25 protein-coding genes are annotated in these 20,480 nt (G+C 71.0%); all 25 read right to left on the minus strand.

All coding sequences use genetic code 11. From position 1 onward, the window contains the following. Window positions 1–40: 40 nt before the first annotated feature. Window positions 41–703 (minus strand): signal peptidase I, encoded by a 663-nt coding sequence (gene lepB / locus H9L21_RS09690; RefSeq protein ID WP_154594703.1) that lies wholly within the window; start codon window positions 701–703, stop codon window positions 41–43. 73 nt (window positions 704–776) lie between these two features. After that, the gene (rplS, locus tag H9L21_RS09695) at window positions 777–1,127 is read right to left on the minus strand and encodes a 50S ribosomal protein L19 (protein WP_154594702.1); all 351 of its coding nucleotides are present in this window, start codon (window positions 1,125–1,127) and stop codon (window positions 777–779) included. A gap of 174 nt (window positions 1,128–1,301) precedes the next feature. After that, window positions 1,302–2,528 (minus strand): ammonium transporter, encoded by a 1,227-nt coding sequence (locus H9L21_RS09700; protein ID WP_154594701.1) that lies wholly within the window; start codon window positions 2,526–2,528, stop codon window positions 1,302–1,304. Window positions 2,529–2,644: 116 nt separating this feature from the next. Continuing rightward, on the minus strand, window positions 2,645–3,334 hold the full coding sequence (gene trmD, locus H9L21_RS09705) for a tRNA (guanosine(37)-N1)-methyltransferase TrmD (RefSeq protein ID WP_187411415.1): 690 nt from the start codon (window positions 3,332–3,334) through the stop codon (window positions 2,645–2,647). Next, window positions 3,334–3,849, minus strand: a complete 516-nt coding sequence (gene rimM, locus H9L21_RS09710) for a ribosome maturation factor RimM (protein ID WP_154594700.1) — start codon at window positions 3,847–3,849, stop codon at window positions 3,334–3,336. The genes trmD and rimM overlap by 1 nt, the downstream gene beginning before the upstream one ends. A 7-nt stretch (window positions 3,850–3,856) precedes the next feature. Further along, window positions 3,857–4,108: an RNA-binding protein gene (locus tag H9L21_RS09715; protein WP_154594699.1), complete on the minus strand. Its 252-nt coding sequence runs from the start codon at window positions 4,106–4,108 to the stop codon at window positions 3,857–3,859. A 2-nt stretch (window positions 4,109–4,110) separates the two neighbouring features. After that, on the minus strand, window positions 4,111–4,572 hold the full coding sequence (rpsP, locus tag H9L21_RS09720) for a 30S ribosomal protein S16 (protein ID WP_187411416.1): 462 nt from the start codon (window positions 4,570–4,572) through the stop codon (window positions 4,111–4,113). 202 nt (window positions 4,573–4,774) lie between these two features. After that, a complete protein-coding gene (cmk, locus tag H9L21_RS09725) occupies window positions 4,775–5,428 on the minus strand; it encodes a (d)CMP kinase (RefSeq protein WP_154594698.1) in 654 nt (217 codons plus the stop codon). Between the two features lie 8 nt (window positions 5,429–5,436). Continuing rightward, window positions 5,437–6,501 carry a prephenate dehydrogenase gene (locus H9L21_RS09730; protein WP_154594697.1) on the minus strand — a complete coding sequence of 355 codons (1,065 nt, stop codon included), beginning with the start codon at window positions 6,499–6,501 and terminating at the stop codon, window positions 5,437–5,439. Then, window positions 6,498–7,226: a pseudouridine synthase gene (locus tag H9L21_RS09735; protein ID WP_255467026.1), complete on the minus strand. Its 729-nt coding sequence runs from the start codon at window positions 7,224–7,226 to the stop codon at window positions 6,498–6,500. The genes H9L21_RS09730 and H9L21_RS09735 overlap by 4 nt, the downstream gene beginning before the upstream one ends. Beyond that, window positions 7,219–7,932, minus strand: coding sequence for an SMC-Scp complex subunit ScpB (gene scpB, locus H9L21_RS09740; protein WP_154594695.1), 714 nt, complete (start codon window positions 7,930–7,932; stop codon window positions 7,219–7,221). The genes H9L21_RS09735 and scpB overlap by 8 nt, the downstream gene beginning before the upstream one ends. After that, window positions 7,919–8,806 (minus strand): segregation and condensation protein A, encoded by an 888-nt coding sequence (locus H9L21_RS09745; protein ID WP_373681466.1) that lies wholly within the window; start codon window positions 8,804–8,806, stop codon window positions 7,919–7,921. Before H9L21_RS09745 ends, scpB begins: the two co-directional genes overlap by 14 nt. 8 nt (window positions 8,807–8,814) lie before the next feature. Continuing rightward, window positions 8,815–9,078 carry a hypothetical protein gene (locus tag H9L21_RS09750; protein WP_373681473.1) on the minus strand — a complete coding sequence of 88 codons (264 nt, stop codon included), beginning with the start codon at window positions 9,076–9,078 and terminating at the stop codon, window positions 8,815–8,817. Window positions 9,079–9,113: 35 nt separating this feature from the next. After that, window positions 9,114–9,965 (minus strand): ParA family protein, encoded by an 852-nt coding sequence (locus tag H9L21_RS09755; protein ID WP_154594693.1) that lies wholly within the window; start codon window positions 9,963–9,965, stop codon window positions 9,114–9,116. 17 nt (window positions 9,966–9,982) lie between these two features. Further along, window positions 9,983–10,912: a site-specific tyrosine recombinase XerD gene (gene xerD, locus H9L21_RS09760; protein ID WP_255467027.1), complete on the minus strand. Its 930-nt coding sequence runs from the start codon at window positions 10,910–10,912 to the stop codon at window positions 9,983–9,985. Continuing rightward, window positions 10,909–11,514, minus strand: a complete 606-nt coding sequence (locus H9L21_RS09765; protein ID WP_154594692.1) for an NUDIX domain-containing protein — start codon at window positions 11,512–11,514, stop codon at window positions 10,909–10,911. Before H9L21_RS09765 ends, xerD begins: the two co-directional genes overlap by 4 nt. Before the next feature lie 12 nt (window positions 11,515–11,526). Further along, complete coding sequence (gene pyrG, locus H9L21_RS09770; protein WP_154594691.1) at window positions 11,527–13,188, minus strand: CTP synthase; 1,662 nt, start codon at window positions 13,186–13,188, stop codon at window positions 11,527–11,529. Between the two features lie 171 nt (window positions 13,189–13,359). Continuing rightward, complete coding sequence (locus H9L21_RS09775; protein ID WP_187411418.1) at window positions 13,360–14,229, minus strand: copper transporter; 870 nt, start codon at window positions 14,227–14,229, stop codon at window positions 13,360–13,362. Then, complete coding sequence (steA, locus tag H9L21_RS09780) at window positions 14,226–15,392, minus strand: putative cytokinetic ring protein SteA (protein ID WP_154594689.1); 1,167 nt, start codon at window positions 15,390–15,392, stop codon at window positions 14,226–14,228. Before steA ends, H9L21_RS09775 begins: the two co-directional genes overlap by 4 nt. 74 nt (window positions 15,393–15,466) lie before the next feature. Next, entirely contained in the window at window positions 15,467–17,134 is a 1,668-nt protein-coding gene (recN, locus tag H9L21_RS09785; protein WP_154594688.1) for a DNA repair protein RecN, read from the minus strand. Further along, the gene (locus tag H9L21_RS09790; RefSeq protein ID WP_154594687.1) at window positions 17,134–18,054 is read right to left on the minus strand and encodes an NAD kinase; all 921 of its coding nucleotides are present in this window, start codon (window positions 18,052–18,054) and stop codon (window positions 17,134–17,136) included. The genes recN and H9L21_RS09790 overlap by 1 nt, the downstream gene beginning before the upstream one ends. Continuing rightward, window positions 18,051–18,887 (minus strand): TlyA family RNA methyltransferase, encoded by an 837-nt coding sequence (locus H9L21_RS09795; RefSeq protein WP_154594686.1) that lies wholly within the window; start codon window positions 18,885–18,887, stop codon window positions 18,051–18,053. Before H9L21_RS09795 ends, H9L21_RS09790 begins: the two co-directional genes overlap by 4 nt. A 4-nt stretch (window positions 18,888–18,891) precedes the next feature. Next, complete coding sequence (locus tag H9L21_RS09800) at window positions 18,892–19,071, minus strand: hypothetical protein (RefSeq protein WP_154594685.1); 180 nt, start codon at window positions 19,069–19,071, stop codon at window positions 18,892–18,894. Further along, window positions 19,068–20,063 carry an HAD-IIA family hydrolase gene (locus tag H9L21_RS09805; protein WP_154594684.1) on the minus strand — a complete coding sequence of 332 codons (996 nt, stop codon included), beginning with the start codon at window positions 20,061–20,063 and terminating at the stop codon, window positions 19,068–19,070. Before H9L21_RS09805 ends, H9L21_RS09800 begins: the two co-directional genes overlap by 4 nt. Beyond that, entirely contained in the window at window positions 20,060–20,407 is a 348-nt protein-coding gene (locus H9L21_RS09810; protein WP_154594683.1) for a single-stranded DNA-binding protein, read from the minus strand. The genes H9L21_RS09805 and H9L21_RS09810 overlap by 4 nt, the downstream gene beginning before the upstream one ends. Between the last annotated feature and the right edge of the window lie 73 nt (window positions 20,408–20,480).

The following is a 20,480-nucleotide window of genomic DNA, read 5'->3' on the forward strand; positions in this document are numbered from 1 at the left end:
TACCGGCTGGGCGGAAGCGAACCGGGCAACGGGGGCCGCGTCACGGACGCGGTACGCGCTCGAACGCGTCGGTGCCCCCGACCCCTCCGAAGCGGTCCAGCGGCCAGACCCGCCACCACAGTCGGCCGACCACCAGATCGACAGGCACGAAGCCCTCGCCGGCGTCGTCGACGTGCAGGCGCGAGTCCTTGGAGTTCCCCCGGTTGTCCCCCTGGACCCAGAGCCGCCCGCGCGGAACAGTCACCTGGAACGTCCGCTCGGCGTTGTCCTGCGCATCGGCCAGGTAGGGCTCGTCGATGGGCTCCCCGTTGACCAGGGTGCGGCCCTCGGCGTCGCAGCACCGCACCTCGTCACCGGCGACGCCGATGACGCGCTTGACCAGGTGTCCCCCGGCCGGCGACAGGCCCACCGCCTGCAGCGCTCGTTGCCACGGCGAGGGCGGATCGACGTCGGAGAGCCACTGCCCCGGGTCCTTGAACACGACGACGTCGCCGCGCTGGGGCTCCCCCGCCCAGTACGACCACTTCTGGACGACGATCTTGTCCTGCTCGGCCAGCGTCGGGACCATCGAGCTCGACGGAATGACGAACGCCTGGAAGAGCAACGCCTTCACGACCAGCGCGAGCACCAGGGTGGCCACGACGAAGAGCGGGACCTCGAGCCACCACGGCACACGCCGCCCGCGGGAGGTCTCGTCGGTCACGCCGAGATCCTAGCCAGCGAACGGCAACGACCCCGCTCCTGGACAGGAACGGGGTCGTCGCGGAGACGGGAGATCAGATCTCGCGCTTCTCCTTGATCTTGGCGGCCTTGCCGCGCAGGTTGCGCAGGTAGTACAGCTTGGCGCGACGGACGTCGCCGCGGCTGAAGATCTCGATCTTCTCGATCACGGGCGAGTGGAGCGGGAACGTACGCTCGACGCCGACGCCGAAGCTGACCTTGCGGACGGTGAAGGTACGGCCGATGCCCGAGCCCTGCACCTTGATGCAGACGCCCTGGAACATCTGGACGCGCGAGCGGTTGCCCTCGACGATGTTGACGTGCACCTTGAGGGTGTCGCCCGCCCGGAACTCGGGGATGTCGTCACGCTTGCTCTGCGCTGCGATCTGGTCGATGACGTTCGTCATGTTCTCTCCTCGCCGGTGCCACAAGTCACCTGGCGGATGTCGGTGTTGCTCGAAGAATTCGGGTGGTGCGCTGAGGAGACTCCCTCGTGGCAGAGTCGACCGGCACCAGCAGTCAATGATGCCACAGCGCCCCGCCCCCGAGGAAATCGGGGACGGGGCGCCGGTGACACGTGATCAGTCGAACTTGTAGGCGGCGCCGCCGTGCAGGATGTTGTCCAGACCGGCGACCTCCTCCTCCTCCGTGACGCGGAAGCCGACCGTGGCGTCGATCGCCTTGCCGAGGCCGAAGGCCACCGCGAAGGAGAACACCGCGACGAAGACGGCCGGGATGATCTGCGCGATCAGCTGGTCGAGGTCGCCGCCGGTGAACAGGCCCGTGTCCGTGGCGAAGAAGCCCAGGTACAGGCAGCCGATGAAGCCGGCCACCAGGTGCAGGCCGACCACGTCGAGCGAGTCGTCGTAGCCGAGCTTGTACTTGAGGTCGATCGCGAAGCAGCAGACCGCACCGGCGAACAGGCCCAGGACGATGGCCCAGAACGGCGTCAGGTTGGCGGCGGACGGCGTGATCGCGACCAGGCCGGCGACGATGCCCGAGGCGGCGCCGACGGCGGTCGGCTTCCCGTCCTTGAAGTGCTCGACGACGATGTAGCCCAAGATGCCCGCTGCCGGAGCGGCGATCGTGTTGAGGAAGATGATCGCGGCGGTGTTGACGTCGACGGCGGCACCGGTGTTGAAGCCGAACCAGCCGAACCACAAGATCGCGGCGCCGATGAGGACCAGCGGAACGTTGTGCGGCTCGGCGTCCGCCTTGCTGAAGCCGACCGTGCGCTTGCCGAGCACGAGCGCCAGGGCGAAGGCCGCGGCGCCGGCGCTGATGTGGACGACCGTGCCACCGGCCCAGTCGATCGGGACCGCGTCACCGATCTCGAGCGTGCCGATCCAACCGGTGAGTCCGTCGTCGTCGAAGCCCCACACCCAGCCCTGGGACGGGAAGTAGACGATCGTGGCCCACAGACCGGAGAAGAGCATCCACGGGAAGAACCGCGCGCGGTCGGCGACGGCACCCGAGATCAGTGCGGTCGTGATCACGGCGAAGGTCGAACCGAAGGCCACACCGGCCAGACCGGACGCGCCGTCACTGGTCGCGAGGTCCTGCAGGGCGAAGTCCGAGAACGGGTTCGCCAGCCAGCCGTCGATGAGGTCGGACTCGCCGGCCGAGCCCATGTTGAAGCCGTAGAGGATCCACAGCACGAAGACCAAGCCCATGGCGCCGAAGCTCAGCATCATCATCGAGATGACGCTCTGGGCCTTGACGAGGCCGCCGTAGAAGAACGCCAGACCCGGCGTCATGAAGAGAACAAGGGCTGCGCAGATCAGCAGCCAAATCGTCCCGGGTTCCATATCAACCTCTTCGCAGTAGGTAACACGTGGAAAGCGCCGGGGCTCCCTTGCCGTGGCGCGTCACCGATACTGCTCACCTGCGATTACGTGACGGCACCTCAGCCGTTACGAGCGTGTTACCCGAGGTCGTCGCGTGTTAAATCGGGGCGACGTTGCTGCGTCCTGAGTTGCGACTGCTCACGCCGCCACGCCGCGATGCGGCCGTGATCGCCCGACAGGAGGATCTCGGGCACGTCCAGGCCGCGCCAGTGGGAGGGCTTGGTGTACACCGGGTACTCGAGCAGGCCGTCGGCGTGCGACTCCTCGGCCAGCGACTCGGGGTTGCCCATGAACCCCGGCAGCAGGCGCACGACGGCCTCGATGATGGCCAGTGCGGCCACCTCTCCCCCGTTGACGACGAAGTCGCCCAGGGAGATCTCACGGACCTGCCACCGCGTGGCGGCGTGGTCGATGACCCGCTGGTCGATGCCCTCGTACCGGCCACACGCGAACACGAGGTGCTCGGCGCCGGACAGCTGCACGGCATCGGCGTGGGTGAACGGGGCGCCCGACGGCGTGGGGACGATCAGCACGGCCTCGTCGGTGCACACGGCGTCGAGGGCTTCGCCCCACGGCTCGGGGCGCATGACCATGCCGGCGCCCCCGCCGTACGGGGTGTCGTCGACGGTGCGGTGACGGTCGTGAGTCCAGTCGCGCAGGTCGTGGGCGCGGAAGTCGACCAGTCCGGAACGCCGCGCCTTGCCCGGCAGGGACAGGTCCAGCGGCGAGAAGTAGTCGGGGAAGATCGAGAGCGCGTCGATGCGCACTAGCGGACCTCGTCCGCTTCCTCGGGGTTCAACAATCCGGGACGGTCCTCGACCGTCACGGTGCCGGCCTCGAGATCGACCTCGGGCACGAGGGCCTCGACGAAGGGCACCTGGACGGTGCGTCCGTCCAGATCGAGCACCAGGGTGTCGTGGGCCGGCAGGTGCAGGACCTCGACGACCGTGCCAATCGTCTCGCCCGCGACGACGACCGACAGCCCCAGGAGCTGACGGTCGTAGTAGGCGTCCTCGTCCTCGGGGATCTCATCGGGGTCGACCTCGACCTCGAGGATCGCCCCGTGCAGGCCCTCGGCCGCGGTGCGGTCGGGGACCTCGGCGAACGTGACCAGCAGGCGGCCGGAGTGCTCGCGGCTGGCGGTGATCGTCAGCTCGCCACCACGACACAGGACCGACGAGCCCGGGGCGAAACGCCGGTCGGGCTCGTCGGTCCTGGGATCGACGGTGACGTCGCCACGGATCCCGTGGGCACGGCCGATACGGCCGACGACGACTCTCATCTCGGGTTCAGCTGCGCCGGTCGACGTCCACGAAGTCGATCCGCGCGCCGTCGGCACCGGCGATGGCCGATGCGACGGTGCGGATCGCCGTGGCCGTGCGGCCCTGGCGACCGATGACCTTGCCGAGGTCGTTCGGGTTGACCCGAACCTCGAACAGCTCGCCGCGTCGCGTCTGCTTGGGGCGGACGCTGACCTCGTCGGGGTTGTCGACGATGCCGGCGACGAGGTGCTCGACGACCTCCTGCATGGGTGCGGCCATGATCAGGCCTCGTCGGCCTTCGTGTCCGCGGCGGGGGTCTCCTCGGCCGGGGTCTCCTCGGCCTTGGTCTCCTCGGCGGGGGCGTCGTCAGCCTTGGCCTCGGACTTCTTGGCCTTGGTGGTGGCCGACTTCTTCGGCTCGGCGTGCAGGTCCTTCAGAGCAGCGTTGAAGAGCTCGGCCTTGTCGGCCTTCGGCTCGGGCTGCTTGAGGGTCGACTCGCCACCGATGTCACCGGTGAGCTTGAGGATCGCCGCGACGGCCTCGGTCGGCTGGGCGCCGACGCCGAGCCAGTACTGGGCGCGCTCGGTGTCGACGTTGATCGTCGACGGATCGGTCTTGGGGTTGTACGTGCCGATCTCCTCGATGACGCGACCGTCACGCTTGGTGCGGCTGTCGGCGACGACGATGCGGTAGAACGGCGTGCGGATCTTGCCCATCCGCTTGAGGCGAATCTTGACTGCCACGAGTGTGGTGTCTCCTTGGTGTGTTGAGCTGTGGTGACGGCGACCCGACATGTGGGGCATGCCCGGTCTTCATCGAGGGCCGGGGTCGGCGGGTGAGAGGGCCACACCGATTCCGGACGCAATCACTCATTCTGCCAGACAGGGCAGCCGTGATCCAATCCGGCTCACGCGCAGGCGGCCGGTGCCACCCGCGCGCCCCTCCTCACTGCTGCGCGAGGGCGACGATGTGGTCGATGACCTGGTCGAGCGTGAGGTCCGTGCCGTCCACGACGACGGCGTCGTCGGCTTGCGCCAGGGGCGAGGCGGCGCGGTTGGAGTCGATCGCGTCACGGCGGGCCAGGGCCTCGCGCATCGCATCGGCGTCCTCGACTCCGAGCTCGGCGGCACGCCGCTTCGCCCGGGCGACAGGGTCGGCCACGAGGTAGATCTTCAGGCCGGCGTCCGGCGCCACGACGGTGCCGATGTCGCGACCCTCGACGACGATGCCCCCGGTCGCCCGGGCGATCGCCTCGCGCTGCAGCGACACGAGGAGCTCGCGCACCTCGGGAACCGTCGCGACGGGGCTCACCGCCGAGGTGACCTCGTCCCCGCGGATGGGGCCGGACACGTCGACACCGTCGGCGGCGATCGTCGGGCCGGCGGGGTCCGTGCCCGAGGTCAGGACGACCTCGTGGGCCGCCGCAGCGACGGCATCGGCGTCGTGGACGTCCACCCCGCGCTGGAGCAGCGCCCAGGTCATGGCGCGGTACATCGCACCGGTGTCCAGATACGCGTAGCCCAGCCGCGAGGCGACCCCGCGGGAGGTGCTGGACTTGCCGGACCCGGAGGGGCCGTCGATGGCGATGACGTCGGTCATGGATCTCCTCAGCGGAACGCGGCCCAGCCGCGTTCGATCAGTGCGGTGTGAAGTACGTCGGCGGCGGCGGCCTGCACCACGACCTCGACGACGCCGACGAGGCGCCCGAGCTCGTGATCGATGCGCATGTCCTCGATGTTGACGCCCGCGGCGCCGATGTCGGAGAACAGGCGCGACAGCTCGCCGGGGGTGTCGTCGATGGACACGAAGACGACCCCGAGGGCGGTCGGCTGCTCGCCGTGCTTGCCCGGGACGCGGCTCACGCCGTCACGGCCACGATCGAGGTGCTCGGCGACGGATCCGTCCCCGGCACGCACGGCGGCCCGGAGGTCGTCCAGTCGAGCCGCGAGGTCGTCGAGGATGTCGCCGACCTGACCGGCGTTGCTGCCGATGATGTCGACCCACAGGCCACGGTCGCTGCCCGCGATGCGGATGACGTCACGCAGTCCTTGGCCCGCGAGGGCGAGGTCGTCGGTGGGCGCCTCGGTCAGCAGACCGGCCGTCAGCGACGACACCAGGTGCGGCACGTGCGAGACGAGGGCGACGGCCCGGTCGTGCGACGCCGCGTCCATCCGGCGGACCACGGCACCGACCGACGTGGCGACGCGCTCGACGAGAGCCACGGCGTCGGGGTCGGTGCCCTCGGTGGGCACGACGGCCCAGGCGCGTCCCTCGAAGAGCAGGCCCGACGCGGCCATCGGCCCGGAGCGCTCCTTGCCGGCCATGGGGTGGCCGCCGACGAAGCGCGGGTCGGTGACCTCGGCGCAGATCGAGCCCTTCACGCTCGCGACGTCCGTGACGACGGCCTGCGGGAACTCGGCGAGCGCCGACCGGACCGTCTCGACGACCGCGGCCGGCGGAACGGCGACGACGACCAGCGCCGGGGACTCGACGGGATCGGGCGATCCGGCACCGACGGACGCCGCGATCTCGAGGTGGGACGCACTGGCGTCACGCAGGTGGACCGGCACGTCGAGGTCACGCAGCGCCAGGGCGACGGACGTGCCGATCAGGCCACAGCCGATGACGAGTACCGGGCCCGGGACGACGGCATCGGGCAAGGGGGCACTCATGCCTCCACGCTATCGAAGAGCGCTCCGAGCTCTTCGCGCGACAGGTCGCGCATGGCACCCGACCGAAGGTCGCCCAGTCGCAGCGGCCCGAACGCGGTGCGCGTCAGCTCGATCACCGGATGGCCGACGGCATCGAGCAGGCGCCGCACGATCCGGTTCTTGCCACTGTGCAGGTCGAGCTCGACCAGGCTCTTGCCGCGGCTGCGGTCACGGACCACGAACCGGTCGACGACGGTGACGCCGTCCTCGAGCTCGACGCCCGCGCGCAGCGTGCGCCCGATCGAGTTCGCGACCGTGCCGTCGACGAGCGCCACGTACGTCTTCGTGACCTCGAAGGACGGATGGGCCAGTCGGTGCGCCAGGTCGCCGTCGTTCGTCAGCAGCAGCAGGCCCGAGGTGTCCGTGTCGAGCCGACCGACGTGGAACAGCCGGTCGTCGCGGTCACCGAGCAGTCCGGTCAGGTCGGGCCGGCCCTGCTCGTCGGCCATCGAGCTGACGATCCCTCGCGGCTTGTTGAGCAGCACGTAGGCATGGTCCGACGGCGGCGGGATGCGCTTGCCGTCGACGCGCACGATGTCGGAGGTCGGGTCGACGCGCGCGCCGAGCTGGGTCACGACCTCGCCGTTGACCTCGACGCGCCCGGCCACCATGAGCTCCTCGCAACGGCGCCGGCTGGCGACCCCGGCGGCCGCCAGGACCTTCTGCAGACGGATCGGCTCAGCCACGGTCGCCGCCTTCGGTCGCGGCCGGCGCATCGGCGACGGCCGGCACCTGGTCCTCCGGCACGGCCTCGCGCTCGGCGGTCTCCTGCGCGACCCGCTCGAGCTCGCTGTCGAGGTCGGCCAGGTCGGGGAGCATCGGCGCCAGCTCGGGCAGCTCGTCCAGGCTGCTGAGCCCCATGCGCTCGAGGAAATAGTTCGTCGTGCCGTACAAGATCGCGCCCGACTCGCCGTCGTGGCCGAGCTCCGTGATGAGCCCTCGCGTCACGAGCGTGCGCACGACGCCGTCGACGTTCACGCCACGGATCGCGGAGATCCGCGAGCGGCTGATCGGCTGGCGGTAGGCCACGACCGCGAGCGTCTCGAGCGCCGCCTGGCTGAGCTTGGCCTGCTGGCCCTCGAGCACGAACGCGGCGACGACGTCGGCGTACTCCTCGCGGCTGTAGAACCGCCACCCGCCGGCCAGCTCGCGCAGCTCGAAGCCCCGGCCCTGCTCGGTGTACTCGGCGGCGAGGTCGCGTAGCGCCTGCTCCACCTCGGCGGGCGGGCGCCCGACGGCCTGCGCCAGCACGAGGTGCTCCAGCGGCTCGTCGGCGATCATCAGCACGGCCTCGAGGGCGGGGCGCAGCTCGACCGGCGCTCGTTCGGGCTCGACCGGGTTCTGCACCGGCTCGTCCGGCTCGGTGAACCCCTGCTGGTCAGTCTCGGTCATCGTCACTTCCGGTCGTCTCATCCACGGTCACTGTCTGCGTAGCCTGCTCGGTTTCCTCGTCCGCAGGCCCCGGCTCGTCGAACTCGTCCCCCACGTCGATGTCGCCGTCGTCCGAACCCGTCCACCGGACGGTCAACTCCCCCAGCGGGACGGCCTGCTCGAACGACAGCATGCCCTCGCGGAACAACTCCAGCAGCGCCAGGAACCGCGCCACCTTGGTCTGGCCGTCGGGCGCGTCCTGGGTGATCGCCCGGAAGGTCAGCGAGCGTTCGCGACGCAACCGGTCGACCACGAGGTGGGCCTGTTCCCGGACGCTGACCGACGGAGCGTGGAGGTGGGCCAGGTTGACCAGCGGCACCTGCTTGGGCGCCAGGGCGGCGGCGGCGAGGTCGGCGAGGTCCTGCGCCGTGGCGCGGATCTCGACCTCGGGCAGCAGCGTCGCGAAGCGCGGCTCGAGCGTGACGGCACGCGGGTGACGCAGTTGCTGGTTCTCGAAGCGCTCGGCGAGGATCGCCGCCACCGTCTTGAACGCGCGGTACTGCATGAGCCGGGCGAAGAGCAGGTCGCGCGCCTCCAGCAAGGCGAGGTCCTCCTCGTCCTCGACCTCGGCCTGCGGCAGCAGCCGCGCGGTCTTCAGGTCCAGCAGGGTCGCGGCGATCAGCAGGAAGTTCGTCGTCTGCTCGAGGTCGTCCTCGAGCTCGCGGGTGTAGGCGATGAAGTCCGACGTCACGACCGACAGCGCGACCTCGGTGATGTCGAGCTGGTGCTTGGAGATCAACTGCAGGAGCAGGTCGAAGGGACCCTCGAAGTTGCCCAGGGTCACCGAGAAGCCGGCGTCGGGGGCGTCGGTGGACGCCGACTCTGCGACGGACACCGAGGAGCTCATTCCTCGCCGAGGCGACGGGCGAGCTCGCTGTCCGCCCCGCGGGTCTCGAGGTCGGCGAGCGCACCGGCGATCGCCGCACGCACCAGCCGGCCGCGGTCCACCTTGCGGCCCAGCACGGACCGCAGCTCCAGACGCGCCTGCTCGATCGCCAGGAGCTCGTCGCTGGTGAGGTAGACGGTCATCTTCTCGTCGTGCTTGACCCGGCCGCTGCCGGCCGGAGGCACGGCGGGCGGGTCCTGGTCGCGACGGCCACTGGGCACGGTGGGCCGGAACAGCTCGTCCGCCCCGGGCAGGTTCACGCGCCGGGACACCGCTGCAGCACCTCCTTGGCCAGCTGCCGGTAGGCCTCGGCACCGGGCGAGGTGGGGGCGTACTCGGTGATCGGCTCGCCGGCGACGGTGGAGTCGGAGAACTTCACCGTGCGGCGGATGACGGTGTGGAACACGGCGTCGCCCCAGCCGTCGACGAGCGTCTGCAGGACCTCGCGGCCGTGCAGGGTGCGGCTGTCGAACATCGTGCCGAGCAGGCCGATGACCTTGAGGTCGAAGTTCGTGCGGTCACGGACCTTCTCGATCGTCTCGTTGAGCAGCGCCACGCCGCGCAGGGCGAAGTACTCGCACTCCAGCGGCACGATCACGCCGTCGGACGCGGTGAGGGCGTTGACCGTCAACAGGCCGAGCGAGGGCTGGCAGTCGATCAGGATCACGTCGTAGTCGCCGCGGACGTCGCGCAGGGCACGCGCCAGGACCTGCTCGCGGCCGACCTCGGTGACCAGGCGCATCTCGGCCGCCGAGAGGTCGATGTTGGCCGGCACGAGGTCCAGGTTCTTGACGGACGTCTCCATGATGATCTCCTTCATGGAGAGCTCACGGTCCATCAGCACGTGGTAGATGCTCTGCTCGATCTCGTGGGCGTTGTAGCCCAGTCCGACCGTCAGGGAGCCCTGCGGATCGAAGTCGACGAGCAGGACGCGGCGGCCGGTCTCGGCCAGTGCGGCACCGAGGTTGATGGTCGTCGTGGTCTTGCCGACGCCACCTTTCTGGTTGCACATCGAGATGACGACGGCGGGGGCCTGAGTCGCTCGGGGGCCGGGCTCCGGGAGGTCGGGCATCGGGCGACCGGTGGGGCCGAGGGACGTGCTGGGCATAGCGGCCACTGTACCGCTCACCCCAGCGCCCGGGGATGGGACGCCGCGTACGTCTCGCGCAACTTGTCGATCGTCACCAGGGTGTAGATCTGCGTCGTCGTGACGGAGGCGTGACCGAGCAGTTCCTGCACGACCCGGACGTCGGCCCCGCCGTCGAGCAGGTGGGTGGCGAAGGAGTGACGCAAGGTGTGCGGCGACACGTCGACCGTCAGGCCGGCACGGCGCGCGGCCTTCGTCAGCACGGTCCAGGCGCTCTGTCGCGAGAGCCGTCCGCCGCGCGCGTTGAGGAACATCGCCGGACCGCTGCCCGTCGCCGCGGTGAGGTGCGGACGCGCCTTCGTCAGGTACGCCTCGAGGGCGTCGCGCGCGAAGGACCCGAGCGGAACGATGCGCTGCTTCGAACCCTTGCCCGTCAGAAGGACGGAGGACTGGTCGAGGTCGACGTCGTCCACGTCCAGGCCGACGGCCTCGGAGATCCGCGCTCCCGTCCCGTAGAGCACCTCCAGCAGGGCACGGTCGCGCAGCGCCAACGCGGTCCCGGGCTCCCCCGCCGCGACCAGGAGCGCCTCGACGTCCTCGAGCGGCAGGGCCTTCGGCAGCCGGGAGGCCGGTCGCGGCGGCCGGACGGCCGAGCTCACGTCGTTGGCGACGATCTGCTCGCGCAGGCAGAACTTGTGGAAGCCCCGGACCGCGACGATGGTGCGGGCGACGCTCGACGTGCCCAGCGGCGGGTGGTCCTCGTCGCCGGTGCGGAGCGCGGCGGCGAAGGCCGTGACGTCCGCCTCGGTGATCGCGGCGGGATCGGTCAGTCCGCGGTCCACCAGGAACGCGGCGTAGCGACGCAGGTCGCGGCGGTACGAGGCGAGCGTGTTCTCGGCCAGTCCCCGCTCCACCCCGAGGTGGGACAGGTACTCGGCCACGACGCGCTCGACCGCCGCCTCGCTCACGTCCGGGCCACCGCCAAGATGGCGACGATCGTCTTGGCGTCGATGATCCGGCCGTCGAAGCAGGCTGCCACGGCCTCCTCGACGTCGACCCACCACTGCGCCATGTCGGCCTCCTCGGCCTCCCGCACGGTGCGATCCGCGTCGGGCACGGGCCGCAGGTCCGTGGCCCGGAAGACGGTGATGCGCTCGGTCGAGTACCCGACGGTGGGCGCGAGGGTCAGCAGCTCGTGCCACGTGTCGGCCAGCAGGTCGGTCTCCTCGGCCAACTCCCGCGCGGCCGCCACCTGGGCCGACTCGCCCTCGACGTCCATGATCCCGGCCGGGATCTCGAGCAGCCGACCACCTTGCGCATGCCGGTACTGCTCGACCAGCAGGATGCGGCGCTGCTCATCGACCGCCGCGACGGCCACCGCGCTCTTGGGCCGGACCACGACGCGACCGTGACGCCCCTGATCGGGCGCCACGATCGTGTCGACCGTGAGTGTCAGGTAGTCGTTGTGGAACCCGACCTCGGACGCGGCGACGGGCCAGTGCGTCTCCGGCGGGCGCAACGACGTCGCGAGACGACCGGGCAGCCGCGGGTGAACCATCGACTCACTCACCGGCTGCGTCCCTCATACGTTCTCGACCGGCAGCCGCATCTCGAGCTTGCGCTTCAGCGCCGCCGCGATCAGGCCCGAGAACAGCGGGTGCGAGCGCGTCGGACGCGAGCGCAGCTCCGGGTGGGCCTGCGTGGCCACGTAGAACGGGTGCACCTCACGCGGCAGCTCGACGAACTCGACCAGGGTCGAGTCCGGCGACGTGCCCGAGAAGACCATGCCGGCCTCCTCGAGGGGCTTGCGGTACGCGTTGTTGACCTCGTAGCGGTGACGGTGCCGCTCCTCGACCTTGTCCGAGCCGTACAGCTCGCTGACGATGCTGCCGGCCTTGAGGCTGGCCGGGTACAGGCCCAGTCGCATGGTGCCGCCGAGATCGCCGGCGCCCTCGACGAACTCCTGCTGCTCGGCCATCGTGGCGATGACCGGGTGCTCGGTCGCGGGATCGAACTCCGACGAGCTCGCATCCTCGATGCCGAGCTCGGTCCGTGCGTACTCGATGACCATGCACTGCAGGCCCAGGCAGAGCCCGAGCGTCGGGATCTGGTGGGTGCGGGCGTACGTCAGCGCGCCCAGCTTGCCCTCGATGCCGCGGATGCCGAAGCCGCCCGGCACACAGATGCCGTCGACGTCGCCGAGCTGCTCGGCGGCGCCGGCCTCGGTCGCGCACTCGTCCGACGGCACCCAGCGCAGGCGGACCTTCACGTCGTTGGCGAAGCCGCCGGCGCGCAGCGCCTCGGCCACCGACAGGTACGCGTCGGGCAGGTCGATGTACTTGCCGACCAGCGCGATCGTGATCTCCTCGGACGGGTCGTGGACCCGGCGCAGGAGGGAGTCCCACTCGGTCCAGTCGACGTCGCGGAAGGGCAGGTCGAGGCGGCGCACGACGTAGGCGTCGAGGCCTTCGGCGTGCAGCACCTTCGGGATGTCGTAGATCGACGGGGCGTCGATGGCCGTGACCACCGCGTCCTCGTCGACGTCGCACATCAGCGAGATCTTGCGCTTGACGCCGGCCGGCACGGGACGGTCCGAGCGGCACACGATGGCATCGGGCTGGATGCCGATCGAGCGCAGCGCTGCGACCGAGTGCTGGGTGGGCTTGGTCTTGAGCTCGCCCGCGGGGCCGATGTACGGGATCAACGAGACGTGCAGGAAGAAGACGTTGTTGCGGCCCACCTCCTGGCGGACCTGACGGGCCGACTCCAGGAACGGCTGGCTCTCGATGTCGCCGACCGTGCCGCCGATCTCGTGGATCACGACGTCGACGTCCGGGCCGCCCATCGAGAGCATCCGGTCCTTGATCTCGTTCGTGATGTGCGGGATGACCTGCACGGTGTCGCCGAGGTAGTCGCCGCGACGCTCACGGGCGATGACGTCGGAGTAGACCTGACCGGTCGTGACGTTCGCGCGGCCGACGAGGTCCTCGTCGAGGAAGCGCTCGTAGTGGCCGATGTCGAGGTCGGTCTCGGCACCGTCGTCGGTGACGAAGACCTCGCCGTGCTGGAACGGGTTCATCGTTCCGGGATCGACGTTGAGGTAGGGGTCGAGCTTCTGCATCGTGACGCGCAGGCCGCGCGACTTGAGCAACCGGCCGAGGCTCGACGCGGTCAAGCCCTTGCCGAGCGACGAGACGACACCGCCCGTGACGAAGACGTGCTTGGTGACGGTGTTAACTGCCAACGTGACTCCCGTGGTTCCGATTCGAGTGAGGAACCGGGCGGTGCCTGCGGCCGCACCCGTGGTCTGAGGAACCGTCCGTGAGGATCGATTCGACTCTGGGTTCCACGGAACTCCAGCCTACCATCGAGCGAGCACCGCGCGGACCGCGCACGCGGGACGCGCCGAGAGTGCTCAGTTCGGCACCGGGCCGTCCGCGGCCCGCGACGTGCCCCAGGCGCCCGATTGACCGGCCGCCTCACGCACCAGCGCCAAGATGGCGGACACGCGTCCCGTGCCGGTGTCGGTGACGTCGACGGTCGAGACGTTCGCGGCGGCGTCGCTGCCGCGGACCGCGTTGACCACACCGTTCTCGCCGGACGAGACGGGGCCGACCACGGCGACGCCCTGGCTGCCGGCGTCCAGGCTCGTGACGAGGCTGGAGACGACGGTGCCCTCTCCCCCGGCCGACGCGCCGGACGGACCGGACACGACCAGCGCCAGCTGCGCGGAGCGGTCGGGATCCTGGTCGGGGTCGAGCAGTCCGCCCTCGACGAAGGCCGAGCGGATCGTGCGCGACGTCTCATCGAGCGCGCCGTCGCCCTTGGCGGCCAGATAGCCCCGGGCGATCGCGGTGCCGATCTTGTCGTACGCGCTCGAGGCGGTGGCCGCCTGCGGGTCCGACTGCGTCGCGACGCCCTCGGCGAACTGGCGGTTGGAGGGCGAGAGCAGCTTGGCGGTCAGCTCGACCTGCCCGGTGACCTGCGCCCCGGAGGTCGTGAGGTTCTCGATCAACGAGTCGACCTCGTTGTCGCGCGCGCCGGGCGTGGTCAGCAGCAGCACGGTCCGGCCCTTGAGCTTGTCGCGCAGCAGACCCGGCGACGTCAGCGTGGCGTACCCCGCGTCGAAACCCGCCAGGGCGGGACTCACCTCGGCCCGGTTCGAGTCGGAGGCGGTCGTCACGGCGTCGCTCTCGTCGAGCAGGCCCGCCCCCAGCGCGATGCCGGCGGCGAGTGCCAGCAGCACGGCGGCCAGGGAGATGACGTGGTAACGCAGAGTGATCACGAGAAGAGTCCTTCGATCCAGGAGGAGAAACGGTCGGTCACGGGCGCGAGCCACTCATGACCGAGAGGGGTAGTGGCGACGGCGACCGCGACCGCGAGGACACCCGCCAGCAGCAGCAGGAACGGCGTCAGCCAGCTCAACCGCTGGCGCGCGAACCAGGCGACGGCGTGGGCGTCGACCACCCGCGAGCCGGCGCGCAGACGCGCGATGAAGGTCCCGGCGGCGTCGGCGGTGTCGCCGTCGACGATGTCGACGAGTCGGGACGGGCGCCCGACCTGCACGATGACCGCAGCCTCGTGGTGGTCCGCCAGCAGGACGGCGAGATTCTCGGGTGCGCCCGCAGCCGTGAACACGACCGGCTGGCGGCCGTGCGCCTCGAACAGCTCGGGACGGTCGAGGTGACCGGTGGCCGACACGATCACGACCTCCCCGGATCGCTCGATCATGCGTCCGGAGATGTCGTCCGCCCGGCCCACGACCAGATGGGGCCGCAGACCGGCGGCGATCAGGTGCTCGGCACCGGCGCCGACGCCGACCAGCACCGGATCGTGGTCATGGATGAAGGCGCGGATCGACTTGAGGTCCCGGGCCGCGTCCGGCGCATCCGCCACGATGACCACCGGACGGTCCTTGATGGTGGTGGCCACGGCCGGAATGCCAGCGCCCTCCAGCAGCATTGCGCGGTCGCGACGCAACGTGTCGGCCGCGTTCGTCACGATCGAGTCGAGCTGGTGGGACAGGCCGGAGGACGCGGACTCCACCTGGTCGCGGACCCGGGACGGCGTCATCTCGATGCCGGTGGCGACGGTGTCCTCTCCCCGGAGCACCACCCCCTCGTCGATCCGCACGACGTCACCGCTGCGCAGCGTCTGCCACAGGCCCTCGCCCACCCGGTCCACCAGCAGGACGCCGGCGTCGACCAGCACCTGGGGCCCGAGGTTCGGGTACCGGCCGGACGACGACGGCGAGACGTTGAGGACCGCGGCGACGCCCCGGTCGACGAGCGACTGGGCGGTGTCGGCCTCGAGGTCGAGCTGGTCCAGCACCACGACGTCCCCCGAACGAACGGACGAGAGGTCCGCGGGTCCGCGACACAGTCGCGCCGGTCCGACGACGCCGGGCCCGTCGGGCACGGCAGGATTCCTGCGCTTCAAGATGGGCATGATGCCTTCCATGCAACCGGCGAACGATGAGAGTTCAACCTCGACACGCCGAGGGGTCGGGGAAAAGGTCGGGCTCAGGGAGTGCGGGCCAGGTCGAGCAGCTCGCGGGCGTGCTGCTGCGCGGCGGAGGAATCGTCCAGACCCGCCAGCATCCGAGCGAGCTCGTCGACCCGGCCCGACTGGTCGAGCCGGATCACGCTGCTGCTGGTGACCGTGCCGTCGTCGGACTTGCTGACGATGAAGTGCGCGTCGGCGAACGCCGCGACCTGCGGCAGGTGCGTGACGGCGATGACCTGCGCGTGTTGCGCCAGCCGCGCCAGCCGCCGGCCGACCTCCACGGCGGTGCGCCCGCCGATCCCGGCATCGACCTCGTCGAAGACCAGGGTGGGCACCGGGTCGCGACCGGCCAGGACGACCTCGATCGCGAGCATGAGCCGGGACAGCTCTCCACCACTGGCGGCCCGCGCCAGCGGCCGGGGCTCGGCCCCGCTGTTGGCGGCGAACCAGATGTCGACGTCGTCGGCCCCGTGGGGACCGGGCTCGCCGCGCACCACCCGCACCTCGAGTTGGGCCGAGGGCAGGGCCAGGTCGGCCAGCTCGGCGCCGACCTCGCGGGACAGCTGCTCAGCCGCGCTCGTCCTGGCCTCCGTCAACTGCCGGGCGAGGTCCACGACGGTCTCCCGCGTGGTCCGGACGTCCTCCTCCAGGCGCTCGATCGCGGTGTCGTCCAGATCCAGCTCGAGGACCTCGGCACGGGCGCGCTCGGCCCACGCGATGACCTCGTCCAGACTCGGGCCGTACCGGCGCTGCAGGGCGGTCAACGCGGCGCGACGGTCCTGGACCGCGGCCAGGCCGCTGGGGTCCAGCTCGATGTCGGCGGCGTACGCGGCGAACTCCGAGGCGATGTCGGTCAGGTCGATGGAGGCGCGCTTGAGTCGCTCGGCCAGTGCCTCGATCCGCGGGTCGTTGCCGGTCACGGGATCGACCACCGACTGGGCCGCGGCGATCGCGGCGGCAGCGGAGTGCTCGTCCTCCGACAACACGGTCGACGCACCCGCCGCGGCAGCGGCGAGCGACTCGGCGTGGGCGAGACGGTTCTCGCGCTGGACGAGCTCCTCGTCCTCCCCCGACTGGGGGTCGACGGCGTCGATCTCGTCCAGGGCGTGCCGCAGGAGGTCCAGCCGCTGCAGGCGCTCGCCGGCGTGGGTGCGCAGGTCGGTCAACCGCGCCTGCAGCTCGCGCAGACGCTCGTACGCCGGGCGGTACCGCTCGAGCAGGTCGGCGACCGCGCTGCCGGCGAACCGGTCGAGGGCTCCGCGCTGCTCCTGGGGCCGGACCAGGCGCTGCTGGTCGGACTGGCCGTGCACGGCCACCAACGAGTCGGCCAGGCGCGACAGCAACGCCGCCGGGACGGTCGAACCACCGGCCAGCGCGCGGCTGCGGCCCTGACTGGTCAGGACGCGGGCGAGCACGAGCTCGTCGTCGTCGACGTGGCCGCCCGCCTCCTCGACGAGGGCCGCCACCTCGGGCGTCGCCAGGACCGACGCCTCGATGCGGGCGCGCTCCGCGCCCCGGCGGACGAGGGCCAGGTCGGCCCGCTCACCACGCAGCAGACCCAGCGCCGTCACGACCATGGTCTTGCCGGCACCGGTCTCGCCGGTGATGACCGTGAAGCCGGGACCGAGGTCGAGCTCGGCCTCCTCGATGACGCCGAGCGACTCGAGTCGGAGATAACGCCACATCAGCGGTCCTCCGCGGCCCGGCGAGCCGCACCGGACGATCCGCGCCAGCCGGCGACGGGAAGCTCGAACTTGCGCACGAGCCGGTCGGCGAAGGAGGCGGGATGGACACGAGCGAGCCGCACGGGCTCGACACCGCGACGCACCTCGACCCGGGCGCCGATCGGCAGCTCGGCGGCGCGACGCCCGTCGCACCACAGGATCCCCGACGCCGCGTGTCCGACGACCTCGACCGCCAGCGTGGACTCGGGCGAGACCACCATCGGGCGGGCGAACAGGGCGTGGGCGCTGATCGGCACCATCAGCAGGGCCGACACCTCGGGCCACACGACCGGTCCCCCGGCACTGAAGTTGTAGGCGGTGGAGCCCGTCGGCGTGGCGCACACGACACCGTCGCATCCCATGCGCGAGACGGGCCGGCCGTCGATCTCGACGACGACCTCGAGCATCCGCTCACGGGAGGCCTTCTCGACGGAGGCCTCGTTCAGGGCCCAGTTCGTGGCGACCATCTCGCCGTTGTGGAAGACCTGGACGTCGACGGTGAGTCGCTCCTCGACGGTCAGACCGCCGGCGATGACGTGGCGGGCGACGTCGGCCAGGTCCTCCTCGTCGGCCTCGGCCAGGAAGCCGACGTGGCCGAGGTTCACGCCCAGGAGCGGCGTTCCCGTGCCGCGGCACAGCTCGGCGGCGCGCAGGATCGTGCCGTCCCCACCGAAGACGACCGCGAGCTCGCAGTCGGTGGCGGCACCCGGTGTCGCGGCCACGGCCACCAGGTCGACCGCCCCGGCCGCCTCGAGGTACCCGACCTCGTCGGTGAGCGCCCGCACCTCGATCCCGGCGGCCTGCAACGACCTCGCGAAGTCGGCGGCGAGCTTGGGAGCCCCGTCCCGCAGGACGTGGACCGCGAGCAGCACGCTCCTCATGATCCGCTTCCTTCCTTCTGGTTCCCGACCGACAACGGGCCCGCAGCGACCGCGGCGCGCGCCGCTGCCTCGTCCGGGGCCGGCGCGTCGGTCCTGAGCCAACAAAAGTACTCGACATTGCCGGCAGGTCCGGGCAACGGACTGGGCGCGAGACCCCGGGTTCCCCAGCCGCCTGCCCAGGCGGCGGTGGTGACCCCGTGGACCGCGGACGCGTGCAGCTCCGGGTCGCGAACGACGCCGTTCTTGCCGAGGTTCTCGCGGCCGACCTCGAACTGGGGCTTGACCATCAGCACCATGTCGCCCTCGGGTCGGCACACCCGCATGAGGGCGGGCAGCACCAACGTGAGTGAGATGAAGGACAGGTCCGAGACGACCAGGTCGACCGGCCCGCCGATGAGCTCGGTGTCGATGGCACGGACGTTCGTCCGGTCGAAGACGTGGACCCGCGGATCGGACTGCAGCGCCCAGACCAGCTGGCCGTAGCCGACGTCGACGGCGACGACCTCGCTGACCCCGCGGCGCAGCAGCACGTCGGTGAATCCACCGGTGGACGCCCCGGCATCGAGCGCGCGCCGTCCTTCGACGCGCAGGCCCTGCGGCTCGAAGACCTCCAACGCCCCGAGGAGCTTGTGCGCTCCGCGCGAGGCCCAGCCGGGATCGTCGCCGTCACGGACGACGATCGCCTGGTCGGTGGTGACCTGGGTGGCCGGCTTGCTCGCGGCATTTCCGCCGACGAGCACCCGTCCCTGTTCGATGAGTCCCGCGGCCTGGTCGCGTGAGCGTGCCAGTCCGCGGCGCACCAGCTCGGCATCGAGCCGCACCCGGCGGCTCATCGACTCACCCTCGGTCCCCGGGGGTTCCGGCGAGGTGGTCGCGCAGCACCCGGTGGACGGCTTCGAACACCTGCGGGTGCTCGGCCACGTCGAGGTCGTCGAGCGCAGCCAGCAGTGCGACGGCCTCGTCGGTCGTGGCAGCGTCCGGACGGTCGTCGCCGGCCGGCGTGGGTTCGCTCATCATGCCCCGATTGTCGCATCGACGGTCACGGTGATCCCTGATTCGGCGCGCGCGGCCCAGCCGAGCGCCACCACCGCGCGGAGGGTCTCGGTCGGACCCCCGCTCGTCGCGACCCGGAGCACGCCGTCGGCGATCTCGGCCGATGCCGATCCGCAGGTGGCTCGGTCACCTTCGACGACGACCTCGGGATGCGCGTCGTGCAGGGCGGACAGGTCAAGCCCCACGTAGTCGGGAAGCTCGTCCTCGGCCGCGTTGACGACGTCGGCCAGCGAGCTGACGCCGGTGAGGACGAACAGGGAGGGAATCGATGCCCGGCGCGCACCACTGATGTCGGTGTCGAGCCGGTCCCCCACCATGAGCGGGGCCCCCGGCGAGATGCGTGCGATCGTCTCCTCGAACAGTGGCGCATACGGCTTGCCCGCGACGACGGGCTCGCGCCCCACGGCCAGTCCCACGGCATGGACGAGCGCGCCGTTGCCCGGCGCGATGCCCTCTGCGGTGGGGATGGTCAGGTCGGTGTTGCTGGCGTACCAGGGCAGTCCGGTCTCGATCGCGTAGGCGGCCTCGGCCAGATCACGCCACCCGAGCTGCGGCGCATATCCCTGGACGACCGCAGCCACCTCGGGGGCGTGACGATCATCGACCGGGACGAGACCGCGCTCCTTCAGCGCGGTGCGCAGTCCTTCTCCGCCGATCGCGAACACGGTCGCGCCTGCGGGCAGGTCGTGCGCCATGACGCCCGCGATCGCCTGGGCCGAGGTCACGATGTCGTCGACGGTGACCGTGAGCCCGAGGTCTCGCAGGTGGTCCGCCACCGCGGAGGGCGGGCGGTTGGCGTTGTTGGTGAGGTAGGCCAACCGCGCTCCCTCGACCGACGTCAGTGCCTCGACGGCACCGGGAACGGCGTCACCACCGCGGTAGACCACCCCGTCGAGGTCGAGCAGGACCGCGTCATGGGACGCGATCAGAGGGCTGTCGGTCGCGGCCAAGGTCATGCGTTCGAGGCTACCGGGGACTCAGGCAGCCGGGTCAGCGACCCGAGGTCGACGTAGACGCGACTGGATACCCCAGAACCGTTGCGGGAGAAGAGCCGTCGGAGCTCGCCGCTGACCTCGACCCGGTCCCCCGGACCGAGCCGGCCGGCCTTGGCACGGAGCCGCGCCGTCCAGGCAGAACAGTCGAAGGTGTCGACGCTCTGGGACGAACGACGGCGTGCCGCCGCACTGCGATCGACGATCAGGCGGAAGGAGACGATCTCGTCCCCACTGGGCAGCGTCCGTCGTTCCGCCACGTCGGCGACACGGCCGCGCAGGAGGACGTGGTTGTCGGCATCGGTCATACAGCCAGACTGACCGCGCCACGGCGCCACCGACAGGGGCGGTGAGCAGGCTGTGGACGCCGCGCTCCTCGCG

The organism is Aeromicrobium senzhongii, from assembly GCF_014334735.1.
GTDB lineage: Bacteria > Actinomycetota > Actinomycetes > Propionibacteriales > Nocardioidaceae > Aeromicrobium > Aeromicrobium senzhongii.